This window comes from Nocardia huaxiensis, assembly GCF_013744875.1.
Taxonomy (GTDB): domain Bacteria; phylum Actinomycetota; class Actinomycetes; order Mycobacteriales; family Mycobacteriaceae; genus Nocardia; species Nocardia huaxiensis.
Genome location: NZ_CP059399.1, coordinates 7571336 through 7593021 on the forward strand (window position 1 = coordinate 7571336; position 21686 = coordinate 7593021).

At 69.5% G+C, this 21686-nt stretch carries 16 protein-coding genes; 9 read left to right on the plus strand and 7 right to left on the minus strand.

Going from position 1 to position 21686, the window contains the following annotated elements:
• The first annotated feature begins 212 nt into the window (after positions 1-212).
• Complete coding sequence (locus H0264_RS34680; RefSeq protein WP_181581440.1) at positions 213-1235, plus strand: esterase/lipase family protein; 1023 nt, start codon at positions 213-215, stop codon at positions 1233-1235.
• 164 nt (positions 1236-1399) lie between these two features.
• Positions 1400-1765, plus strand: a complete 366-nt coding sequence (locus H0264_RS34685; protein ID WP_181581441.1) for a hypothetical protein — start codon at positions 1400-1402, stop codon at positions 1763-1765.
• A gap of 49 nt (positions 1766-1814) precedes the next feature.
• Here the strand turns inward: H0264_RS34685 and H0264_RS34690 are convergent, their stop codons facing one another.
• Both H0264_RS34690 and H0264_RS34695 read right to left on the minus strand, forming a co-directional pair.
• A complete protein-coding gene (locus tag H0264_RS34690; protein ID WP_181581442.1) occupies positions 1815-2747 on the minus strand; it encodes a diacylglycerol/lipid kinase family protein in 933 nt (310 codons plus the stop codon).
• Positions 2744-4321 (minus strand): FAD-binding oxidoreductase, encoded by a 1578-nt coding sequence (locus tag H0264_RS34695; protein WP_181586058.1) that lies wholly within the window; start codon positions 4319-4321, stop codon positions 2744-2746. The genes H0264_RS34690 and H0264_RS34695 overlap by 4 nt, the downstream gene beginning before the upstream one ends.
• A gap of 128 nt (positions 4322-4449) precedes the next feature.
• Between H0264_RS34695 and H0264_RS34700 the strand changes: the two genes are divergently transcribed.
• Both H0264_RS34700 and H0264_RS34705 read left to right on the plus strand, forming a co-directional pair.
• Positions 4450-5046 (plus strand): TetR/AcrR family transcriptional regulator, encoded by a 597-nt coding sequence (locus H0264_RS34700; protein WP_181581443.1) that lies wholly within the window; start codon positions 4450-4452, stop codon positions 5044-5046.
• Positions 5043-6587 (plus strand): glycerol-3-phosphate dehydrogenase/oxidase, encoded by a 1545-nt coding sequence (locus H0264_RS34705; protein WP_181581444.1) that lies wholly within the window; start codon positions 5043-5045, stop codon positions 6585-6587. The genes H0264_RS34700 and H0264_RS34705 overlap by 4 nt, the downstream gene beginning before the upstream one ends.
• A gap of 6 nt (positions 6588-6593) precedes the next feature.
• Here H0264_RS34705 and H0264_RS34710 read toward each other — a convergent pair whose 3' ends face one another.
• Entirely contained in the window at positions 6594-7016 is a 423-nt protein-coding gene (locus H0264_RS34710; RefSeq protein ID WP_181581445.1) for a hypothetical protein, read from the minus strand.
• 197 nt (positions 7017-7213) lie between these two features.
• Here H0264_RS34710 and H0264_RS34715 point away from each other — a divergent pair, with 197 nt between their 5' ends.
• Positions 7214-8977: an FHA domain-containing protein gene (locus tag H0264_RS34715; protein WP_181581446.1), complete on the plus strand. Its 1764-nt coding sequence runs from the start codon at positions 7214-7216 to the stop codon at positions 8975-8977.
• A 1-nt stretch (position 8978) separates the two neighbouring features.
• Here H0264_RS34715 and H0264_RS34720 read toward each other — a convergent pair whose 3' ends face one another.
• From H0264_RS34720 to H0264_RS34735, 4 genes are all read right to left on the minus strand, one after another.
• Positions 8979-11552: an FAD-dependent oxidoreductase gene (locus H0264_RS34720; RefSeq protein WP_244976036.1), complete on the minus strand. Its 2574-nt coding sequence runs from the start codon at positions 11550-11552 to the stop codon at positions 8979-8981.
• A 216-nt stretch (positions 11553-11768) separates the two neighbouring features.
• Positions 11769-14186, minus strand: a complete 2418-nt coding sequence (locus tag H0264_RS38875; protein WP_181581447.1) for a serine/threonine-protein kinase — start codon at positions 14184-14186, stop codon at positions 11769-11771.
• A complete protein-coding gene (locus H0264_RS34730; protein ID WP_181581448.1) occupies positions 14173-15468 on the minus strand; it encodes a hypothetical protein in 1296 nt (431 codons plus the stop codon). Before H0264_RS34730 ends, H0264_RS38875 begins: the two co-directional genes overlap by 14 nt.
• Positions 15465-16997, minus strand: coding sequence for a hypothetical protein (locus H0264_RS34735; protein WP_181581449.1), 1533 nt, complete (start codon positions 16995-16997; stop codon positions 15465-15467). Before H0264_RS34735 ends, H0264_RS34730 begins: the two co-directional genes overlap by 4 nt.
• Before the next feature lie 344 nt (positions 16998-17341).
• Between H0264_RS34735 and H0264_RS34740 the strand changes: the two genes are divergently transcribed.
• The 4 genes from H0264_RS34740 to H0264_RS34755 all read left to right on the plus strand — a co-directional run bounded on the left by H0264_RS34740 (position 17342) and on the right by H0264_RS34755 (position 21583).
• Positions 17342-19642 carry an FdhF/YdeP family oxidoreductase gene (locus H0264_RS34740; RefSeq protein ID WP_181581450.1) on the plus strand — a complete coding sequence of 767 codons (2301 nt, stop codon included), beginning with the start codon at positions 17342-17344 and terminating at the stop codon, positions 19640-19642.
• A 13-nt stretch (positions 19643-19655) separates the two neighbouring features.
• A complete protein-coding gene (fdhD, locus tag H0264_RS34745; RefSeq protein ID WP_181581451.1) occupies positions 19656-20495 on the plus strand; it encodes a formate dehydrogenase accessory sulfurtransferase FdhD in 840 nt (279 codons plus the stop codon).
• A gap of 99 nt (positions 20496-20594) precedes the next feature.
• Complete coding sequence (locus H0264_RS34750) at positions 20595-20966, plus strand: nuclear transport factor 2 family protein (RefSeq protein WP_181581452.1); 372 nt, start codon at positions 20595-20597, stop codon at positions 20964-20966.
• Between the two features lie 74 nt (positions 20967-21040).
• Complete coding sequence (locus H0264_RS34755; protein WP_244976037.1) at positions 21041-21583, plus strand: hypothetical protein; 543 nt, start codon at positions 21041-21043, stop codon at positions 21581-21583.
• The last annotated feature ends 103 nt before the right edge of the window (positions 21584-21686 follow it).

A 21686-nucleotide genomic window follows, 5' to 3' on the forward strand; every position in this document is an offset into this window, starting at 1 on the left:
CATTGTCGAATGGGCGTTCAGCTCGGCTTTTCACCTGCCTGCGAGGGCCTCACAGGCAACCACGAATTTCGGTGAGCACCGACACAGCAACGGTTCTTTTCACAGCGAGTTAGCCTCATTTCGAAGCTGAGCCGATGACCAGTTCAATATCGGCAAATGCCTTCGCATTTCACCTGCACCCCATCCAGTTTTTCAGGTAAAGAGGCACCGCCATGAGACGAATCATTCGTCGTTTGCCGCACACCGCCGCGATTCTGGCGGCGGCCGCGTTCGTCACACTCGGCATGAATACCGGTGTGGCGCACGCGGATTCCGGGTCCCACTCCTCCGACACCGTGGGTTACGGTCCGGAGTTCCGGGACGAAGCGGCCGCCGTGGCCTACGGCCTCGCGAATCCCGATGTCGCACCACAGGGTTCCAACGACTGGAACTGCAAGCCCGACGCGGCCCATCCGCGTCCGGTGGTGCTCGTGCACGGCACCTGGGCCAGCGCGTTCAGCGCCTACTCGTATATGTCGCCGCAATTGGCGCGGGCCGGGTACTGCGTCTTCACCTTCAATTACGGGCGCGCGAACGCACCCGGCGCGGGGCTCGTGCAGCCGACCATCGGGGCCACCGGCTACATCGAGGACTCCGCGCGACAGCTCGCCGACTTCGTCGATCGGGTGCGGGCGGCCACCGGAGCCGCCCAGGTGGACCTGATCGGGCACTCGCAGGGCGGCGTGGTGGCGCGCGAATACCTGAAGTTCGACGGCGGCGCGGACCCGGCCGACCCGAGCGACAACAAGGTGGCGAACCTCATCACCTTCGGGGCCACCAATCACGGGACCACCCTGGCCGGGCTCGGCAATCTGCTCGGGCCGCTGTCGGGACTGCTGGGCGTGAACCTCACGCAGCCGACCGAGGATCTCATCGGGCACGCCGGTATTCAGCAGCTCGTGGGGTCACCGGTGCTGACCGCGCTCAATGACGGCGGGGACACCGTGCCGGGCGTGCACTACACGATCGTGGCCGACCAGCTGGACGAGGTGTCCACGCCCGCGCCCCAGACGTTCCTGACCGCCGGGCCGGGCGCGACCGTCGACAATGTGACACTCCAGGACGGTTGCGGCGCAGACACTTCCGACCACAATTCGATGCTGTTCTCGCCGCGGGCGGTGTCGATCGCGCTGCACGCGCTGGATCCGGTCGCGCATCCGGATCTGGTGTGCTCGACCAATCCCTGGCTGCTCTGAACCGGCCGCGGGGCCGCAGACGTGATGTGCGTCTCCGGCCCTGCGGCGTATGCCGTGCGTCGCTTTCCATTGCCAGGGCCACCTGCGGTGATGTTTTCTGACTATCACGGTTGGCGCCAGCCGCTTCCACAGCTCGAGATCCTCCGTCAGGAAAGCGAGTCGATATGCGGGTTCGTACGATTGTCGCCGTCAGTGCCTTCGCGGGCCTGTCCGCCGCCGGTGTTCTCGCGGCCGGAAGTGCTTCCGCCGCAACACCTATCGCCATTCCGGAGGTGGGCGCGGTCGGAGTTGCCCTGTCCCCCGGTGAAACCCAGGCCCTGGCCAATGGCCCGGTGCCCGCGCTGGTCGAGAAGTACGCGCCCCGGGACGCGCTCTCGGTGAGCCTCGCACCCGATTCGGCACTGCCGGAAGAGGATTCGCGGATCTACGCGGACATGCCGGAGATCATCCGTGAGGCGGCCTCGCATCCGAACGGATCCATTGCCGTGGTCGCCGTGCCCGATGGCGTGGTCATCGTCCAAGACTTCTAGCACGCACCCGGGTGTGGCCCTCACCAGAAGGTGAGGGCCACACCCGTTTTCAGGGGACCAGGACTTCCAGTGCGCCGGGGAGGGCGCGGAAGGTGGCGGGGAGCATGCCCGCCGGGTCACCGTCGGCGGTGGCGGGGGCGTCCGGGGCCGTCAGTTTGATGCGGGCGGCGCGGTATTGGACGGTGGCCGGGTGGTCGATGCGTTTGCCCGAGGAGAGGGCGGGCAGCAGGCGGAGCATATCCAGGCGGGACATGGCGCCGACCACCGTCAGATCGAGCAGGCCGTCGTCGATGACGGCGTCGGGGCAGATGAGCATGCCGCCGCCGTAGGTGCGGGTATTGCCGACCGCGACCATGACGGCGGGCAGTTCGAAGACCGTGCCGTCCCGGTGATCGGGGGAACCGTGCAGTTCGATGCGGTACGGGACGGCGAGCTTGCCCGCGAGTTCGATGAGCGCGGCGGCGGTGTAGCGCAGCGGGCCCTTGGGCCAGCGCATGTGATTGGCGCGCAGGGTGACTCGCGCGTCGAGACCGGTGCCGGTGACCGTCGCGAACCAGGTCGGGGACGCTCCCGCCTCGGTTTCGACGGCGCCCAGGTCGATGGTGCGGGTGCGGCCGCCGAGCACCACGTCGATGGCGGCGTCGGTGCCGTCGGGGACGCCGACCTCACGGGCCAGGTCGTTACCGGTGCCGCCGGGCACCAGGCCCAGCGGGACGCCGGTGCCGACCAGGGCCTGCAGGACCACGCCGACCAGGCCGTCGCCGCCGGCCGCCACCACGGCGTCCGGACGGGTGACCGGGTCGGCGAGGGCCGCGCGCACCAGGCGTTCGGTATCGGCGGCGGAGTCACCGCAGAGTTCGGTGACCTCGATGCCGCGCGCGGCGAATCCGTTCGCGGCGTCGACGGCGACCAGGGCGCCCTTGCCCGCGCCGGAGAGCGGGTTGGTCACCAGGGCGATGGAGCGGATGGTGCGGTTCGTCACGGGATCAGTTTCCCCGGGTTGAGGATTCCGGTGGGGTCGATGGCCTGTTTCACCGCGCGCAGCACCCGCACGCCCAGATCGCCGATCTCGTCGGTCATCCACGGGCGGTGGTCCGCGCCGATGGCGTGATGGTGGGTGATGGTGCCGCCCGCGGCCACGATGGCGTCACCGGCGGCGCGTTTGGCCTCGGCCCACTGCGCGATCGGATCCGCGGCCTGCTTGGCGACAATGGTGAAGTACAGCGAGGCGCCGGTCGGGTAGGTGTGCGAGATGTGGCACATGACCAGGGCCGGTGCGCCGCCCTTGGTGAGCGTGTTCACCAGGGCCGCGGTGACTTCCGCCTTCAGGTGGGCGAGATTGGTCCAGCTGGTGGCGGTTTCCAGGGTTTCGCAGAGAATTCCCACGTCCAGCAGGGAGTCTCGGAGATACGGCGCGGAGAAGCGGCCGTGCTCCCATTCCGCGGCGGGGGTTTCACCGAGCGCCTTGCCACCGGCGGCCTCGAGCAGGGCGTACGCCTCCGCGCTGCGGGCGGCCACGTGCGCGGCCGTGCCCTCGAAGGTGGTGACGGCCAGGCAGCCGCCGACGGCCGCGCCGCCGATATCTCCGGCGCGGGCCAGGTTGAGGCCGGTTTCGGCCTCGTCGGACAGGCGCATGACGGTCGGGGCCGCGCCCGCCTGGATGACGGTGCGCAGGGCGTTCGCGCCGGTGGCGAAGTCGGGGAAGGACCAGGCCTGGTAGGCGGTGGTTTCCGGGACCGGGTGCACGCGCAGGGTGACCTCGGTGATGATGCCGAGGGTGCCCTCGGAGCCGGAGAAGAGTTCGCGCAGATCGGGTCCGGCGGCCGAGGCGGGGGCACGGCCGAGGTCGAGAGTGCCTGCCGGAGTGGCGATCCGGAGCCGTTCGATCATGTCGTCGAAGCGGCCGTAGCCGGCCGACGCCTGGCCCGAGGAGCGGGTGGCGGCGAAACCGCCGATGGTGGCGTATTCGAAGCTCTGCGGGAAGTGGCCGAGTGAAAGGCCGTGCGCGGCAAGCAGTTCCTCGGCCTTCGGTCCGGTGAGTCCGGCGCCGAGGGTGGCGGTGCCGCTGATCGGGTCGATATCGGCGACGGTTTCGAGGCGGCGCAGGTCCACGGCGATGACGGCGGCGAAATCCGCACGCACCGGGTCGAGTCCGCCGACCACGCTCGTGCCGCCGCCGAAAGGCACTACGGCGATGGCGTTTTCAGCGCAGTGCACGAGCAGGGCGCGAACCTCGTCGTGGTCGGCCGGGAAGACGACGGCGTCGGGGGCGTCCTGTTCACCGGAAGCACGGCGGCGCAACAGGTCCGGGGTGGACTTGCCGCCCGCGTGGCGCAGCCGGTCGAGGTTGCCGGTCGATACGTTCTCGGCGCCGAGCAGCTCGGTGAGTTCCGCGAGCTGCGCGGGGGTGAGGGCCGATGCGCGCAGCGGTACGTCGCCCTCATCGCGACGGGCCACCGGCTCACCGGACACCCCGAATACCTGTGCGAGCAGTCCCCGAATCTGATCGGACAGCGGCTTGTGTCCGGAGGGGGAGCCCCAGGCGTCCCACACCATACTCGGGCGGGCTTGCGGCTCGCCCGGGTTTGCCGCCGATGGGGAGGGTGCTGAAGTGTCGACCATGCGTTACAGTGTGACATAGAATGTCAAGCAGTAACGAACACTAGGCTCCGGTGGTGCTACCTATGGCTTCGACCGAACCCTCCTCCGCCGTCGACCAGGCAATCCTCGATGCGGCGCGCGCGTGCGTGGCCGAATTCGGCGTGCGCCGGACCACCCTCACCGAGGTCGCGCGGCGCGCGGGCGTCAGCCGCCCCACCGTGTACCGGCGCTGGGCCGACACCGGCTCCCTGGTGGCCGACCTGCTGGTGCGGGAACTGCGCGAGATCATCGCCGAGGCCGTGCCCGCCACCGGCACCGGCCGCGCGCGCCTGACCGCCGCCATCGTCGGCGGCGCCGCCACCATCCGCCGGAACCCGCTGTTCGCCAAGATCTTCCGCGCCGACGCCGACGTCATGCTCACCTACGTCTTCGAACGCCTGGGCCGCAATCAGCGCGCCCTCATCACCCTGTTCGCCGACGGAATCCGCACCGGCCAGCAGGACGGCTCCATCCGCGCGGGCTCCCCCGACCACCTGGCCACCATGCTCCTGCTCATGGCCCAGTCCGCGGTCCAGTCCGCGGGCACGGTGGCCGATCTGCTCGACTCCGACAGCCTCGACGCAGAACTCACCCACGCCATCGACAGCTACCTATCTCCACCGCGAAAGGCCACATCATGACCGCGAACTCCCTCAACTCGCGCGGCGCTCTGAACGCCGCGCAGCGGCGACGGGATCTACAGGCGCTCGGCGACGGCGCGCAGATCGATGTGCTGGTGATCGGTGGCGGGATCACCGGTGCGGGTGTGGCGTTGGACGCGGCCTCGCGGGGCCTGCGGACCGTGCTGGTGGAGAAGCATGATCTGGCGTTCGGGACCAGCCGGTGGAGTTCCAAGCTGGTGCACGGCGGGCTGCGGTATCTGGCCAGTGGCGGGGTGGGGATCGCACACGAGAGCGCGGTGGAGCGCGACCTGCTGCTGACCCGCAACGCACCGCACCTGACGCGGGCGCTGCCGCAGGTGGTGCCGCTGCTGCCGAATATCGGTGTGCTGCAGAAGCTTCTGGTGCGGGCCGGATTCGTGGCCGGGGACGTGCTGCGGCGCACGGCGGGAACGTCGTCGGCGGTGCTGCCGCGCTCGCGGCGGGTGGCGGCGGCCGAGGCGGCGCGGTTCGCGCCGACCGTGCGCCGGTCCGGGCTGCGCGGCGGATTGCTGGCCTGGGACGGGCAATTGGTGGACGACGCCCGCCTGGTCGTGGCCATCGCGCGCACCGCGGCACGGCATGGAGCCCGGGTGCTCACGCGCGTGGAGGCAACCGAGGTGACCGGCACGGGTGCGACGCTGCACGATGGTCTGACCGGTGAAAGCTTCACCGTCACAGCGCGTTCGGTGGTCAATGCGACCGGCGTGTGGGCGGATCAGGTGGATCCGAGCATCGAGCTGCGCCCGTCGCGCGGCACGCACCTGGTGTTCGACGCGGCGGCCTTCGGCGGCCTGTCGGCCTCGCTGACCGTGCCGATTCCGGGCAGCACCAGCCGTTTCATCTTCGCGTTCCCCGCCGCGCACAATCGCGTGTATCTCGGGCTGACCGACGAGGAAGCTCCCGGCCAGGTCCCCGATGTCCCGCACGCCACCGACGGCGAGATCGACTTCCTGCTCGACACCGTCAATACGGTGCTGCGCAAACCCCTCACCCGCAATGACATTCGCGGCACCTTCGCGGGTTTGCGCCCGCTGCTGCGCACCGGCGACAACAGCACCGCCGACATTTCCCGCGAGCACGCCGTCCTCACCTCCCCGACCGGCGTGATCACCGTCGTCGGCGGCAAACTCACCACCTACCGCAAGATGGCCGAGGACACCGTGGACGCGGTCATCGCCCACACCGGTCTGACGGCCTCCCCCTGCCGCACCCGCGACCTGCCCCTGGTCGGCGCGGTCTCCGGCGCGGCCCGCGACCGAATCCAGGCCCCCACCCGCCTGATCGAACGCTACGGCAGCGAAGCCACCGCCATTGTCGAACTGGCCCAGGCGAATCCGGCCCTGGCCGAACCCGTCGCCCCCGGAATGGACGTCATCGCCGCCGAATTCGTCTACGCCATCACCCATGAGGGCGCTCTCGAAGCCGACGACATGCTCGACCGCCGCACCCGCATCGGCCTGGTCGAGGAAGACCGCAAGGCCGCCACCCCCGCCGCCGAAGCCGCCTTCGACCAGATCTGACCGCACTCAGCCGAACACGTTGCAGCCGGAACCGGCGTTGACGCCCGTCTCCACGTGCACATCCACATACGGGACGACATCCGCGCCGGGCACGGACTGCTGCAGGATCTCGATGCGATGCGCGCCCGTGGTGGCGGGCATCCACTTCGCTTGCGCCAAGCCACCCGACGGCTTGGCCACGGCGAAGAGGACGCCATTGTCGTAGAACCCGACCGGAGTCGACGGGTCGTCGACGTACCCGTTCACGGTGTAGGTGCAGCTGGTCCCGTAATTCGTGGCCATGCCGAAGCTGATGCCCGGTTCCAGGCCGACCCGGGTGGCGGTCGCACCGGCCGGGGCCGCCACGGCGGTCAGGGCGGCGACCGTTCCCAGCGCCAAGAGGGTTGCCCGTGCGTGATTCGCCTTCGTGTTTTCGATGATCGTGCCCATAGGTGCTCGTCCTCATCGGTGCTGCCGGGGCCGAGTGCACCGGCGCGATTCCTCGATCCTCGCGCCCGGCAGGCCGCAAGGGAAGGTATTGCCACCAATGTGCTCACTGTGTCGCGTTTTCACACTGCCTGCGCCGAATGCCGGAACCGACCTATGCTTGGCTGCGACGTTGTGAGCGCCGGCAGAGGGAGGCGCGCATGGGCCGCATTCCGACCACAGTGGGACTGGCTCGCGGGGAGGGCCTGGTAGCCCGGTTCGGGGAGGTCGTGATCTTCCTGGCCGGTGAGAGTTCGTCCACGGAGCGGATTCTCGGCGCCGCGGAGACCGCGGCCGCCTCCGACGATCCGGGGGTGGCGATCGCGCAGAGACTCGCGGCGACCGTCTTCAGCAGCGGATCGGCGCAACCGCCCGCCTTCGGCGTGGTCGCACCCACCCAGGGCGGCATCCTCATCCTGCTGCGCGGCCCGGTCCGCGCCCTGGCCGAGGGCCCGGAAGGCGCGCACCGCCTTTCCGGCGAACGCGCCATGACCTGGACCGACGAAATTCTGCGCGACCCGGTCCGCCGCATCACCGTCACCGCCGACGGCGACAAGGCCATCGCCCACACCGATCTGCGCGCGGGCGTCGTCCCGGCGGGCGGCTTCGTGCTCCTGTCGCCGGTCAGCGGCCTTGCGGCGCAGGCGAGATCCGGCAGTGGCGCGATCCCGAAGGCCGGAGCGTCGGCGGAGTCCGGCCCGATACCGCGCTCCGGCGCCGCCGCGCGATCCGGCGGCGAGGCCCGGCAGTCACCCAGCGGCCCGATCGTGAAACCGGTCGGCTCCGACGCGTATCCCGCCCCGGACACCACCCAGCGCGCACCGATTCCGACACCCTCGCGTACGCGCTTCAATGTCCCGGGCAGCCCGTCCGAGCCGATCGACCGCAGCTCGAGCACCGGCTCCGAGCCCATTTCGCGCGGCAAGGGCAGTTCGTCCGATGCGGTTTCGCGCGGCTCGGCCGGATCATCCGAAGCCGTGTCGCACGGCTCCGGGCAGAACACCACCGCCGATCTGTCCGATGTCTCGCCCGCCTTCGCGCAGACGGTAGGGGTCTTCCCCGATTTCCCCGGCGGCGCCGCGCCTTCCGGCCCGCAGGGCACGGTGGGCACGTCCCGCGAGGACGCCACCAAGCCGGCTCCGCAGAATGGCACGGCCGCCGAGCGCGGGCAGGCCGAGCCGTCCGCCTCGCCCTATGCGGGACCGACCACCCCGGCTGTGGGAGCGACGCGGTCGCCTGGGCGCGAACGATCCGCGGGCGGAGCGAATCTCAGTAAATCCGGCTCCTCGCCGGAATACGCGACCACACAGCGTCGGACTCCGGCCGATCCGGCGTCGGGCGCCATGCACCAGCCCGTCGGCGATGCGGAGCCGGAAATCGCTGTGACGCAGCGGGACAACCGTCCCGACCCGGATGAGCAGCCGGCGACCGCCGCCTTCGATGCCAGGCGCGCTGCCGCGGAAGCCGATGAGCCCGAGCCGAAGGCGAGCCGGGAGTCCGGTCCGATCGGTGCGGGCGGGCGGCCGATCAGCAGCGGGCGCAATCCGCTGGCCGGCGCGCCGGAAACCAGCGCGCTCAGCGCGATCGGTTCCCTCACCAGTTCCGATGGCGCGGTGTATCCGCTGGATCGCCCCTATGTGATCGGCCGGGACCCCATGATCGACGAGTCGGTGCGCCGGGCTGCCGCCTCCCCCATAGTGATTCCGCGCGACCGCCATGTTTCCCGGGTCCACGCGCACATCTCGATCGAGGGCAGCGCCATCTTCATTCGCGACGCCGGCACCCCCGGCGGCACCTTCGTGGCCGCGCCGGGCGCGCAGGATTGGATCCGTGTCGGCCAGCGCCCGGTCGAGCTGAAACCCGGCTGGAGCCTGCGGATCGGCGGCCGCGTCCTCACCTATCGCGTGGAGCAGCCCCGGATCTGACTCACGAAACCCCTACCTGGTGGCCGGAATTCAGCGCCGACCAGTCGCCCGTGCGCAGAGTTGCGCGGGCGGCGGGTGAGAGAAGTCGGCGGGCTCGGACCGCTTGCTGAGCAGCGGCCACATCGGCGGGATGGTGGCCCAGAACCGTTGCGCCGACAGCCCGTTCGCGGGAGATGATGAGTCGGCGGTAGGAGGGGATGGCGGGCTGTTCGAAGACTATGACCTCGTCGCCGGGATGCGGATCCACGCGGCCGATGCCGAACAGTTCCAGGCCAACGCCTTTCAGGATGGTGGCCGGGGTTTCGAGGGTGAGGATCCGGTTGCCGCCCAAGGCGTTCACGGCGGCGGTTTCGGCTTGTTCGGCGGCGATGGGCCACAGGCCGAGGACCTGGTCACGGTGTTCGGCCACATCGCCTGCCGCGTAGACGCCGGGGACGGGGGTGGCCATGCGGTCGTCGACCAGGATGCCGCGGTTCACCGGCAGACCGGCCCGGCGGGCCAGGTCGGCGTTCGGGCGAATACCGGTGGCGGTGAGGAACAGGTCGCAGGGCAGCACGGTGCCGTCGGTGAGAATGGCGGAGCGGACAGCGGGAGCGCCGGTGAGCCGGGCGGTTTCGGCCTTGTGGCGGACGTCGATGCCGGTGCGGGCGAAGTGCCGCAGCACCAGGGCCGAGCAGCGCGGATCGAGTTGTTTGCGGAGCAGGCGGTCGCCGCGTTCCAGCACGGTGACGCGTAATCCCAACTGGTGCAGTGCATAAGCAGCCTCCAGGCCGAGCAGTCCGCCGCCCGCCACCACGGCGCGGGAGCAGCCGTGCTGCTGGGCGTAGGCGCGGATGCGCAGGGCGTCCTCGGCCTCACGCAGCACGAAACTGCCTGGGCGGCGCAGATCTTCGATGGCGGGTAAGGCAGCGGCCGAACCCATGGCGAGGATGAGCCGGTCGTAGGGCAGGAGGTCGCCGGTGCCGAGGTGAACGCGCTGGGCGCGCAGATCGAGCCCGGTGGCGAGGGTATTGAGCCAGGCGGTGACCTGATGGTCGTCGTACCACTGGTCGGGCAGCAGGTGCAGGCCCTGCATGGCGGAGCGGCCGTAGACCAGGCGGGAGATGCCCATGCGGTTGTAGAGGCCGTGCGATTCCCGTCCGATGAGGTGGATTTCGCAGTCGGGGTGCCCGCGGCGCACGAAATCGGCGGCGGTGACTCCGGCAATGCCATCGCCGATCACCACTACGCTCACGATGGATCGGTCGAAATAGGCTGGGGCGGCGCCGTTTCCGGTGCCGGGCTGCGGTGTCAACGCGATCCGGACGTCACCGCCGGTGACGCGGGCGCAGCAGGCCATGCGGGTGTTGTCGGCGAATCCCAAGCGGCGCAGGGTCTTGCGTTCGTCGGCGGCGGGTTCGCAGAGCTGGTCGGCGCCGGCGAGCACCGCCACGGGGTCGGCGCCGCACACGCCCATGCGGCAGCCCGCTTCCAAGGGGAGTGCGCCCTTCTCGGCGATGTCGAGCAGGCTCATGCCGAGGTCGGCGGCCACGCGGGTGCCGACAGGGTCGAAGGTCACCGAAGCCGCTGCGGGAACGGTTCTTTCGGCCGTGCTCGCACGGATCCCGGGCAGCGGCAACAAGACCGGTGCGGTGCGGGTGCCGGTGTGCAGCGCGTAGTGGAGTTCGCTCACGCGGGTGCGGGCCAGCCACACCACCGTGGCCGCGAAGATCGCCACGCTGAGCGGCCAGCGCAGCCACGCGAGCGGCAGTCCGGTGATGGTCGTCGCCGCACCGGCCAGGATCGGTCCGGCGAACCAGTAGAAGATGTTCAGCGCCACCGCCGCGTATCCGGCGGTGAGCATGGCGGTGCTCACCGGTGTCGTCGATTCCAGGGCGAAGAACACGCCGATCGCGGCCAGCAGGGACACGGCGAGCAGCGCATACCTGTGCCAGACCGGCACTTCCCCGTGCCCGGCGAGCAGGAAGAACCCGAGCACCACTCCGGGCAGTGTGGCCGCGAACAGTTTCCGGGGTGCGATCCACCCGCGATCCCCGCTGCTCAGATCGGCTTGATAGGCCCCGCGCGGGGAGAAGTCGTAGCAGTTCTTGGCGCAGCCGACGCACGGCGCACAGTGATTGTTGGCGACCGTCACGAACGGCGTCTGCCCGTAGGCGCGTTGCAGCGGGAACAGCGGGCAGATGCTGCTGCACCAGCCGCTCTTGCCCTTGAACACCAGACCGCCCAGGAAGGCCGCGGTGATGGCGGCGAGCAGGACGAGCCCGGTGGCGGCGCCACTGCGGTCCAGCCCCGCGAGCCTTGCCGCGACGATCCCGAAGAACAGGGTGACGGCGATGAGATACCCGCGCTCCCGCAACCATTCGGGCGGATTCAGCGCCCGCGTGAACCCGAACAGGCGGGGCGTCTGATTGCTCGCCGCCAGCGGACATGTATTGCGCCACAAGCCCGGTGCGATCAGGAACAGGCCCGGCAGCACCGGCACTATCACCTGGAAGAACACGAACAGTCCGGCGGCGGGCCGCACGAACAGCAGCAGGATCAACCCGAGATGGCCTGCGACCGTGGCGGCGCGCACCCCCTGCCACACGCGCAGCGGTACGCGCGAAGACGACCGGCCCGTCGAGCACCCGCCGCCGCACCGGCCGCCCCCACTCGCGAATCTCGATCAGTGGCTGCCCCACCATCCCCGCACCCTCCGTCCCCCCAACCGAACCTGGTGTCGTCCTGCCTATCGGCGCAAACCCCCTTTACCGCAACACCTGTCGCGGCCCGTCCCCCGGCAGCGCCGGGCTCAGGTCAGCTCACGCTGCCGATGCAGCCGCACATACCGATACCGCTTCCCCACCCGTCGGCAGCCCATGGCCAGCGCGAACCCGGCCGCCGCGCCGCCCACCGCACCCAGCACCAGCGTGGTCACGGTCGGCTCGTGCCCGAACAGAATCCACGAGACCCCCATGGCCGCCACACCCAGCAGCCCGGCCGACACCGTGAGCCCCACGGTCGCCGCGAACCGCGCACTCCCCCGCCGCAGACTGCGCGCATTCGATTCGGCATACGCGAGCGCGAACAGCGCCAGTAGCACTATCCCCGCCGCCAGCGCGGTGGTCACCGACCGCTGCGTCGACCGCACCCCGAACCGATAGGCAGCCACCTCGGATCCATTGCGAGACAACGTGAGCTCCCCCGTCAAATCCCCCGCGGCCACATACGGACTCAGCGGCACCGGCACCGCCGTCTCCCCCTGCAACGGCGTCTCCGCTCCCCCGACCCGCTGCCCCAGCACATTCCATGACAGCCGCGCCGAATCCGCATCGACCCCACTCACCGTGATGGGCACCGCCTTCGACAAATCCAACTCCACCGGCGTCCCCACCGCAGGATCCACCCCCGCGACCCGAACTGCCCCCGCCGCAGGCAAATTCCGCTCCGGCGCACCCCCGACCCCGAGCACCGCCGCCCCACCCACCAGCAGCGCCAGCGCAGCCGCCGCAAAGAACGGCATCCGAGGCGAGGGCAACTTCACCACCTGCTGAATGGGAACCAGATCGCTCCGCTCGACATCGACGAGCCGAACTCCCTGCCGCTGAATGGGTTCCAACGGCCGCACTCGCACCATCGGCCCCGCCGCCCAGCCACCCTGACCGAAGCCTGGGCCGCCCGGTGTACCCGGCGCGGTGAACCGATGCGTCGCCGCCGAACCCGCACCGCCGCGCGAGAACGCTGCAGTCGCGGCCGATCCGGCATCACCCGCGCGCATGGTCCGCTGCGCCCCACCGATTTCCGGGTCGGGCGTCGGATATCCGCGGGTGGCGGCAGCCGGTCCGGATCCCTGCGGCGGCGGCGCGTGCGGCGGCCTCCCGGGCCGTTGCTCCGGCATCGAACGCGGCGGCGTGCCGTGGCCCGCGCCGGGCACAGCATGATTCGGCCCGCCGCGAGCACTTCCCGGTGCGGGATGCTGCGGCGCAGCGTCTTCCGGCCCGGCACCGGAGAAGGCGGCAGGCGGAGTACCGCCGCTGGGCGAGGTCCCGCGGACTGTGGCCGACGTGGCGGCAGGCCGGCCCTGACCGCCTGTGAACGGTCCGCCGGGCGGGGCGGTATGCGCTTGGCTGCCCGGCAGCGGGGTTCGGTTGTCCGGGTAACCGCTTGTGCGGCCGTGGTTTTGTGGGGTGACGGGGCCGCTGGGCAGCGGGGACTCGCCGGTGTCGCCGTAGGGGTCGGGGAGGGGGCGCGGGGGTGGGGTGAAGGGGGTGGCGAGGGGGCGGGCGGGGGTGCGGGAACCGGTGGCCGCGGCGACTATGGTGTCGGCGCCTACTACGGGGATGCCCACGGGGGTGAGCCAGCCTGTGCCCCAGCAGAAGGCGGCGGGTTCGGCGAGGGCGACGCCGAAGGATTCGGCGGAGTCGAAGCGGGAGTCCGGGTCGGGGGCCAGGCCGCGCATAACGACGTCGGCGATGGGTTGGGGGATGGTGGGGGCCACGGTGTCGAGGGGGACGGGTTCGCCGTAGGCGTGGGCGAACAGCATGGCCAGGGTGTCTTCGGCGGGCGGGAAGGGAAGGGTGCCGGAGAGCAGCTGGTAGAGCATGGTGGCCAGGGCGTAGACGTCGGTGGCCGGGGAGAGTTGCTGGCCGCGAACCTGTTCGGGGGCGATGTAGGAGGGCGTGCCGAGGATTTCTCCGGCTCGGGTGACCAGCGTTTCGTCGCCGCCGACGATCTTGGCTATGCCGAAGTCGGTGAGTTTGAGGGTGCCGTTGCCGGAGAACATGAGGTTGGAGGGCTTCACGTCGCGGTGCAGAATGCCCTGGCGGTGCGCCACATCCAGGCCCGCCGCGCAGGACAGGGCCACCGCTACGGCGGCTGTCGCCTCGAAACCGGCTGTGACGAAACGCTGTTCGACCGTTCCGCCGGGCAGGAACTCCAGCACCAGCAAGCACATGTCGTCGTGCTCGATGTAGTCGTATACGGGCACCACGTGCGGGTGGTCCAGCGCCGCCATCATGCGCGCCTCGGCGACGAAGCGCCGCCGCACCGCCATATCGCCGGCGAACTGCGGCGGAATCTGTTTGATGGCGACCCGCCGGTTCAGCCCGCGGTGCACGCCCGCCAGCACCACCCCGCACCCGCCACGCCCGATCTGCCCGCCGACCTCGTATCCGGGCAGCGCGGCCCGAACTCGTTCGATGTCAGTGCTTTTCAGGTCACTCACGCTCATGTGTGCTCGCTCCCCCTGCGCGTCGTCGCACCGCGTCGGAATCCACGCCCTGCACGGTGGTGTCGTCGAATTCGGCGGGTTTGCCGATCACCACGCCGGGTCCGGTATCCCTGGCATGTGCACCCGATTCCGCTGCGCGACGCCGAATCTCACCCGAATCCAGATTTACTGTGGGCGTACTCGATCCCGCGGGTGCGGTGCGGATGGTGGGTTCGTCGTCACCGCTGCCGAAGACACGGGCCGGCCCCGTCGCGGGTCGCCCGCCCTGCGCCCCGAAGTTGACCGTGGTCCCGAATTCGCCGGAGCCGGGTGCATATCCGCGCGGCTCCGGCATGTGGTGGTAGCCGGACGGCCCGGCCGGCGAGTAATCCGGGAAGGGGGTGCCGCCGGCCTGAGCGAAGTCGGGCGCGGCGCCACCGACGGGAGCGAGATCCGGCCGGGTGCCGCCGGGCGCTGCGCGGCCGTCGAGTTCGAGGGCGGCGGCGAGTTCGTCCTTGTCCAAGCCGAGGTCATCGTCGTCGCGCGGCGTGGGCGACAGATACCCGGCGAGGAAGAACAGGGTGGCGAAAACCCCGGCCAGGGCCAGCCACAGGCCGGTGCCGGGCACCCACCAGCGGGCCACGGAGGCGGTGAAGCCGATCATCAGGCCGATGCCGATACCGGGGGCCAGCAGGCGCAGCCCGCGCTGCCAGCGGTTGACCGAAAGCCGGTGCCGCGCAACGGTCAAGGCCGAATCGGCGATGGCGAGCCCGGTCAGCACCGACAGGATGATGCCGAACAGGCCGTATACCGAGACCAGGGAGCCGCGCACATCGACGACGGTGTGCACGCTGGTGACCGGATCACCGGCGGAGTTGATCAAGGTGAGATCGGAGCCGATCAGCCCGGTGGCCTGCCCGTCGAGCCCGGCCGGATCGAGCCGATAGGTGAGTTTCTCGGTTTTGCCTGCGGCGACGGTCAATTCGACCGAGGTCGAGTAGGAGAAGAAGTTCAGGCCGAGCACGTGACCGGTGAAATCCACGCGCCGCAGCGTGACCGGATTCGCCGTCTCGTTCTTGACCTCGATGACGACCGGCGTCACCTTGTTCGGGTCCAGCCGAACCGGATTGGCGGCATTCGCGCCCGCGATCGGCTTGCCGTCGATCGTGGCGGTGGCGCTCACCGAGCCCGCCGCCGATGCGGTAGCGGCCCCGAATAGTGCTGTGCCCCAGAGAACAACGGCGGCTACGAACAGTACGGCGAACATCGGCACGAGGATCGTGTGGAAGCGGCTGCCGTTCATCGAATCCTCCGAGCGGGCAGATGGGAAACCAGCCGGTGACCGTAGAACCAGCCACCGATGAGCAGGAAGAACAGCAGCACCGTGGCGGTGGTCGTCGCGCCGCCCACCCGGCTCACCAGCACGATATCCAGCGGCGCGGCAAGGGTTTTGCCGCACGCGGCGGTCACCTGGTGATGCCCGATGGCGGTATTGCCGGTGGCGAGCTGGGCGTCGAACGCTCCGTCCGAGCGCGCGGTGGTATCCCCCACCTTGGTCCCGCCGATCGAAATCTGCACCGCCGCATGGGGATCGCAACCGGTACCGCTGGCGGTCACCGCACCGCCGGGCGCGGTCGCGGGCGGGTCGAGCCGCAACCCGGACGCGGCCACCGGTGTCGCACCGGTATCGGGCTGCGGAGCCGTGGGGCCACCGGTATCAGGCTCCGGCACGGTTACTTCCGGTGTCCCCGGAGTCTCCGGCTGCGGATTCGGCTGCACCGGATTCCCGTTCCCACCACCAGAACCGGTCCCATTGCCGCCGCCGTTCCCGCCGGGATTCCCGATATCAGGACACTTCCCCTCGGCCGGTTGGGGAGTCCCGTCAGGGCACTTCTCCACCTGCGGAGTCGTCACGCAACCACCGGCGGGCTTGGGCGTACCGTCAGGGCACTTTTCGACCTGTGGCGTCGTCACGCACACACCACTGGACGGCATGGTGCTGCCGTCCGGGCACTTGCACACCCCGTCCGAGGGCATCTCACTGCCGTTCGGGCAGTACTTCTTCACGACGCACACCCCGGTGGACGGCATGGTCGTGCCGTCCGGGCAGACGCACAGACCGCTGGAAGGCATCTTGCTGCCGTCCGGGCAGTACTTGATCACCTCGCACACCCCGCTCGAAGGCATGGTCGTGCCGTCCGGGCAGACACACAGTCCACTGGAAGGCATTTCACTGCCGTCGGGGCAGTACTGCGGTGTCACCTTGCAACCGGTGGCGGGCTTCACGCTGCCGTCCGGGCAGTATTCGATCACTTTGCAGACCCCGTTCGAGGGCATCGCGCTGCCGTCGGGGCAGTAGCAGCCGCTGGAAGGCATGACGCTGCCGTCCGGGCAATACTGCGGCGTCACCTTGCAACCGGTGGCGGGCTTCACGCTGCCGTCCGGGCAGTACTCGATGACCTTGCAGCCGCCGGGCGGGGCGATACTGCCGTCGTCGCAGGTCTGTTCGCAGGAGGTGCCGCAGCCCTGCGTGTTTCCGGGGCCGCCGTCGTGGGTTCCGCTGCCGTCGCAGCCGGGGCCGGGTGTGCACTGCCCGTTGACATCGGGCTGCTGGGTGCTGCCGTCCTGAGTGCCGCCGCCGTCCGGAACCTGCTGGGAGGTGATCAATTCCGGTGCGTAGACCGCGCCGGGCGGTTGCGCCTGGGCCTGCGGCACGCTGGTAATCACCGGTGGCGCAGCGGTTTCCGGCTGTGCCGAGCCGGGACCGGCGGGTACGGCGAGGGCGAAGGCGAGCGCGAGCGCCGCTACGGCGGCGGCCAGCAGAACACCCACGCGGCTCGAATATCGCAGGCCGCGTAGTAGTTTCGGATGCCGGGCATGCACGCCGGCACGCCGACTCTTCTGTGCACGTGTCATCATCCGGCGTGACCTCGCTCGTTCGATGGTAAGTCCCGGGTCCCCCGGCTCGGACCTTTCTCACCCAGGCGTTACACACTTGGACGCTATCGGCGGTCGCGGCCCTTGACTTGGCGCGCCGGCTACTCGGGTTCGCTGTGTTATCGCGCCGAGCGGGCGACACGTTCATCCGGGCACGGCCCCCGATCCCGGGGGCACGGCCCGGGGATACGATCCTGGAAGCGACTCAGACAGGGTCATCCCGGAAGGACACTGGTCCCATGCATCGTTCCGCGCCGAAGGACGATATCGACGAGTCCGCGCTGTCGGTCACCGAACCGAAGACCGAGGCCGCGGGCGTCAAAGCCGTCACGGTGGCCCTGGAGCGGGCCGTCGAGGAGATGGGTGTGGTGCGCACCGCCCGCACCCTGGCCCGGGTGAATCAGCGGCACGGCTTCGACTGCCCCGGCTGCGCCTGGCCGGAACCGACCGGTACGCGACGCGTGGCGGAGTTCTGCGAGAACGGCGCGAAGGCGGTGGCCGAGGAGGCCACGCTGCGCACCGTCACCCCGGAGTTCTTCGCGCGGCATCCCATCGAGGACCTGGCCGGCAAGTCCGGTTACTGGCTCGGCCAGCAGGGGCGCATCACCCATCCAATGGTGTTGCGCCCCGGCGACACTCATTACTCGCCGATCGAATGGCCCGCGGCCTACCGGATCATCGCCGACCACCTGCGCGGCCTGGCCTCCCCGCACGAGGCCGTCTTCTACACCTCCGGCCGCACCGCCAACGAGACGGCCTTCCTCTACCAGCTGCTGGTCCGCAGCTTCGGCACCAATAATCTGCCGGACTGCTCGAACATGTGCCACGAGTCCTCCGGCACCGCGCTGACCTCGTCCATCGGCATCGGCAAGGGCTCGGTGACGATCGACGACTTCAAGCACGCCGACCTGATCATCGTGGCCGGGCAGAATCCGGGCACCAATCATCCGCGCATGCTGTCCGCGCTGGGCGAGGCGAAGCAGCACGGCGCCAAGGTGATCGCGGTCAATCCGCTGCCGGAGACCGGGCTGATCGGATTCAAGGATCCGCAGACCGTCAAGGGGCTCACCGGCGGCATCAGCATTGCCGACGACTTCCTGCAGATCCGGCTCGGCGGCGATATGGCGCTGTTCCAGGGCCTGGGCAAACTGCTGTTCGAGGCCGAGGACCGCGCACCCGGCACGGTGGTGGATCGCGCCTTCGTGGACGCGCACACCGCGGGCTTCGACGACTACGAGAAGCAGACGCGTGCGGTCGATCTCGGCGTGGTCGAACAGGCCACCGGCCTGACCCGCGCCGACCTGGACCGCACGGCGAAACTGCTGGCCGAGTCCAAGGCCGTGATCATCTGCTGGGCAATGGGTTTGACCCAGCAGGTGCACGGTGTCGCCACCATCCAGGAGGCCACCAACCTGCTGCTGCTGCGCGGCATGATCGGCAAGCCGGGCGCGGGCGTGTGCCCGGTGCGCGGACATTCGAATGTGCAGGGCGACCGCACCATGGGCATCTGGGAAAAGATGCCGGAGACCTTCCTCGCCGCCCTCGACGACGAATTCGGCATCCACAGCCCGCGCGAACACGGTTGGGACACCGTCGATTCCATTCGCGCCATGCGGGACGGCCGCGGCAAGGTATTCTTCGGCATGGGCGGCAATTTCGTCTCCGCCACCCCCGACACCGAGGTGACCGAGGCCGCGCTGCGCAATTGCGAACTGACCGTGCAGGTTTCGACCAAGCTGAACCGCAGCCACGTCGTGCACGGCCGCACCGCGCTCATTCTGCCGACCCTGGGCCGCACCGACGAGGACCGGCAGGACGGTGTGCGCCAGCAGGTTTCGGTGGAGGACTCGATGTCCATGGTGCATCTGTCCACCGGTCGCCTGCAGCCGGTGAGCGAGCACCTGCGCAGCGAGGTGGCCATCGTGTGCGAGCTGGCGCAGGAACTGTTCGGGCTCGGGCATCCGGTGCCGTGGGCGCGCTTCCAGCGCGACTACGACAAGATCCGGGACGCCATCGCGAAGGTCGTGCCCGGCTGCACCGATTACAATGCGAAAGTCCGGGGCCGCAATGGTTTCCAGCTGCCGCACCCGCCCCGGGACGCCCGCGAATTCCGGACCTCCACCGGCAAGGCCAATTTCGGTATCAACGAGCTGCACTGGCTGCCGGTCCCCGAGGGCCGCCTCATCCTGCAGACCCTGCGCAGCCACGACCAGTACAACACCACCATCTACGGCCTCGATGATCGCTACCGCGGCATTCACAACGGCCGCCGGGTGGTGCTGGTGCATCCCGAGGACATCGCCGCGCTCGGATTCGCCGAAGACGATCTGGTGGACCTGATCTCGGAGTGGACCGACGGCAGCGAACGCCGTGTCGAAGGCTTCCGGGTGGTCGGCTACTCCACACCGCGCGGCAATGCGGCCGCCTACTATCCGGAGACCAATCCGCTGGTGCCGCTGGATCATGTTGCGCGGCGGTCGAATACCCCGGTGTCCAAGGCCGTCACCATCCGGCTCGAACGGCACGTGCATCACTCATGAGCGGAATCACGTAATGAGCAGAGTCACCGCCCGCCGCCGCACGCTGCGCATCTCCCCCACCGGGGTCGTGCAACGCCCCGACACCCTGGTCGTCGAAGAGCCCCTCGAAATCCGCACCGCCGGAGAGTCGCTGACGGTCACCATGCGCACCCCCGGCGCGGATATCGATCTGATCCACGGGTTCCTGTTCACCGAGGGTCTCATCACCTCGGCCGAGGACATCGTCACCGCCCGCTACTGTGCGGGCACCGACGAGAACGGCCAGAACACCTACAACGTGCTCGACGTGCAGTTCCGCAGGCCGATTCCGGTGCGGCCGCGCAACTTTCTCACCAATAGCGCGTGCGGCCTGTGCGGGAAGACGGCGCTCGACGAAGTCCGCACTCGCACGCATTTCCCGCTTCCCGCGCAGGGCCTGGAGGTCGGCACCGCCGTCCTCGCCCGGCTGCCCGGCGAATTGCGTTCCCGCCAATCGGTTTTCGACGTCACCGGCGGGCTGCACGCCGCCGGTCTGTTCACCGCCGATGGGGAGGTCCTGGCGGTTCGCGAGGATGTGGGCCGTCACAATGCCGTCGACAAGCTCATCGGCTGGGCGCTGCGCGAGAACCGCATTCCCGCCCACGACCTGATCCTCATGGTGAGCGGGCGCGCCTCCTTCGAACTGGTGCAGAAGGCCGTCATGGCCGGGATTCCGCTGCTGGGCGCGGTCTCGGCCCCCAGTTCGCTGGCCGTCGACCTGGCGGCCGAATCCGGCATGACCCTGGTCGGCTTCCTGCGCGGCGACTCGATGAACGTCTATTCCGGCTTCGACCGCGTGGCCGTCGACGGGAGCGACGCGGTGCGTTCACACTGACCCGGCCACCGGTACCGCTCATCGAGGCGACCCCTGCGCCCGCGACTACCACACTGCTAGGCTCCGACTGAAACTTGTTTCATTTTCTTGGGAGTATCGATGGCAGTGCAGCCCCGTGACGTGGCCGAACAGTATGTGAAGTTGGTGGCCACCGGGCCGACCGAGGATATCGTCAACCTGTACGCGGCCGACGCCGTCGTCGAGGATCCGATCGGCAGCGAACCGCGCCGCGGCCACGAGAAGATCCGCGAGCTGTACACCGCCCTCGAGGCCATGGAACGCGAGACCGAACTGCACACCGTCAAGGTGGCCGGCAATCACGTGGCCGTCTCCTTCACCATGGTCGGCAAGTTCAACGGCCAGCAGATGACCCTCGACCCCATCGACGTCATGGAGTTCGACGACGCGGGCAAGATCATCAGCATGCGGGCCTACTGGGGCCCGGAGAACCTGCGAATGGACCAGCTCTGAGCTGAGCCTTGTCCCCTCCCGCCCACCGAATTACCGTGAAACCGGATCGATTCGGCGAGGGACGGGAGGGGCCGATGCGGATCTCGTTGCGCGGCACCGGCGACGGCATACAGGTGCGCATGCGGCTGGAGGTCAATCGCCGCAGATGGATCGCCCTGCTGATCATGCTGGGGCTCTTGACGTTTCAAGCGCTGGTCGTCGGCTGCTGGGCCACCTTCGCCCCCGAATCCTGGTACGACAGCTTCCCCGGCCTCGGCATGCGCTGGGTGCGCGGCGACGGCCCGTACAACCACCACCTGACCGCAGACGTCGGCGCGTTCTTCCTGGCACTGGGCGCCATCACCGCGGCCGCCCTCTGGTATCGCGACAGCATCCTGGCCCGCGCCGCCGGACTGGGCTGGCTGGTCTTCGGCGTACCGCACTTCCTCTACCACCTCTTCCACCCGGCCGACGGCGTCACCGGCGTCAGCCAGGTGCTCAATGTGATCGCCACCCTGGCCATCCCCGCTCTGGGCCTGGCCTGCATCCTCGTCGCCCCACGCGAGCGCTACCCGGTCCCCGAACCGGCCCCTTTCAATGTGAAATTTCCTCGCCGGAAGCCGCCCGCAAGCCGATGAATTCTGTGGCGCCGCACCGTCGTAACAGGTGTAGCGCCCGCTCCGATTTTCGGAGCAACGGAGTAAAGGTTCAACGGCGAACCATGGGGGATCAACGAGGATC

Coding starts and splice junctions, on each gene's coding strand:
- H0264_RS34680 (WP_181581440.1), top strand. CDS start 213: ATGAGACGAATCATTCGTCGTTTGCCGCACACCGCCGCGATTCTGGCG.
- H0264_RS34685 (WP_181581441.1), top strand. CDS start 1,400: ATGCGGGTTCGTACGATTGTCGCCGTCAGTGCCTTCGCGGGCCTGTCC.
- H0264_RS34695 (WP_181586058.1), bottom strand. CDS start 4,321: ATGGTGTGGGACGCCTGGGGCTCCCCCTCCGGACACAAGCCGCTGTCC.
- H0264_RS34700 (WP_181581443.1), top strand. CDS start 4,450: ATGGCTTCGACCGAACCCTCCTCCGCCGTCGACCAGGCAATCCTCGAT.
- H0264_RS34705 (WP_181581444.1), top strand. CDS start 5,043: ATGACCGCGAACTCCCTCAACTCGCGCGGCGCTCTGAACGCCGCGCAG.
- H0264_RS34710 (WP_181581445.1), bottom strand. CDS start 7,016: ATGGGCACGATCATCGAAAACACGAAGGCGAATCACGCACGGGCAACC.
- H0264_RS34715 (WP_181581446.1), top strand. CDS start 7,214: ATGGGCCGCATTCCGACCACAGTGGGACTGGCTCGCGGGGAGGGCCTG.
- H0264_RS38875 (WP_181581447.1), bottom strand. CDS start 14,186: ATGAGCGTGAGTGACCTGAAAAGCACTGACATCGAACGAGTTCGGGCC.
- H0264_RS34730 (WP_181581448.1), bottom strand. CDS start 15,468: ATGAACGGCAGCCGCTTCCACACGATCCTCGTGCCGATGTTCGCCGTA.
- H0264_RS34740 (WP_181581450.1), top strand. CDS start 17,342: ATGCATCGTTCCGCGCCGAAGGACGATATCGACGAGTCCGCGCTGTCG.
- fdhD (WP_181581451.1), top strand. CDS start 19,656: ATGAGCAGAGTCACCGCCCGCCGCCGCACGCTGCGCATCTCCCCCACC.
- H0264_RS34750 (WP_181581452.1), top strand. CDS start 20,595: ATGGCAGTGCAGCCCCGTGACGTGGCCGAACAGTATGTGAAGTTGGTG.
- H0264_RS34755 (WP_244976037.1), top strand. CDS start 21,041: ATGCGGATCTCGTTGCGCGGCACCGGCGACGGCATACAGGTGCGCATG.